Raw genomic sequence first — 305 nt, forward strand, 5'->3', positions numbered from 1 at the left:
TTTGGAGTGCGCCGGCAAAGCGGCGCGACCGCATCGAACCTCAGCGACGGGGGATACCAGCGGCGCTGGCCAAGAACCTGGGCAGTGGGTTCCACGCGCGCCGCGGCGACGGCGCTTTCCCCTGGCTGCAACGCCTGGGCGGGGATAGGGGCGTCGCCAAATCCAAAGCGGCGGCAGGTTTGCAGTGTACCCGCCAGCACCCCCGGTTACACCAGGTACCTTGGGTTGCTACCAATGCCGGGATAAAGTCGCCGCCGCACTCCAAAGTTTCCGCTGGACCGCTCCGGCTCGCCGCCTGCCGGTGC

At 68.2% G+C, this 305-nt stretch carries 1 protein-coding gene; it reads left to right on the top strand.

What is annotated here, in order from left to right:
• On the top strand, nucleotides 1-305 hold a 305-nt coding region (locus tag BQ17_RS22310; RefSeq protein ID WP_218068036.1), incomplete at both ends, for a hypothetical protein.

The sequence above is a fragment of the Candidatus Thiosymbion oneisti genome (assembly GCF_900092655.1).
GTDB lineage: Bacteria > Pseudomonadota > Gammaproteobacteria > Chromatiales > Chromatiaceae > Thiosymbion > Thiosymbion oneisti.